This window comes from Acinetobacter sp. V2 (assembly GCF_001188385.1).
Classification (GTDB): domain Bacteria; phylum Pseudomonadota; class Gammaproteobacteria; order Pseudomonadales; family Moraxellaceae; genus Acinetobacter; species Acinetobacter oleivorans.
In genome coordinates this window covers 672,526-673,125 of sequence record NZ_JZFB01000001.1, presented here as the reverse complement: position 1 = coordinate 673,125, position 600 = coordinate 672,526, and the positions used below count along the sequence as shown (strand labels likewise).

Here is a 600-nt window from a genome sequence, read left to right as displayed (position 1 = left end):
CCTCTAAGCAAGCTTCAGTTTCAAAAAGAAGAAAACCTCTTACTTGAAGAGGTTTCTTATCAAATCACTTATTTAATAAAAGGGTTATGTTTACTTAGAGGTAAATATCTGGTGGATATGGTGTGTTATCGCTAATTGGCGAATACAACGTATTTTCAACAAAGAAACCATTTGGAGCTTGAGTCGTATCGATCGTAATTGAATCAAACATAACCTGTGGATAGGCCCAGATAAATTGCTTCATTAGACCTAAAGAAACATTGTTTTTCATGTCACCAAAAATTCGTTGCCAAATGGGCGTTCGATAAGGCTTGGTTTTATCAAATCCATAAATGTAAGCAATAGATGCATCAGGAACGAAACCGGATAAGTAAATGACTTTATTGGCAGGATAGCCCAGCCCTTGTATCGGTATTTGTGAAACTGCTTGATGTGCCAAGTCTAAGCGAGCTTCCAATAACCAGTCATAAGCTTCTGTCATCATGTAATCAAAATTAGGATATGAGTAATGTTGGCTTGGATAGTTAATATAAGTGGCTAAAGTCTGAATCGGAGATTGAATAGAAGGAAAGAAAATAAGGGGGCTAACTTTGGCAGTGG

At 37.0% G+C, this 600-nt stretch carries 1 pseudogene; it reads right to left on the bottom strand.

Annotation, left to right across the window (positions count from 1 at the left end):
• Positions 1-94: 94 nt before the first annotated feature.
• Positions 95-600: pseudogene (locus UC75_RS19945) on the bottom strand (phage capsid protein); the annotation flags it as partial.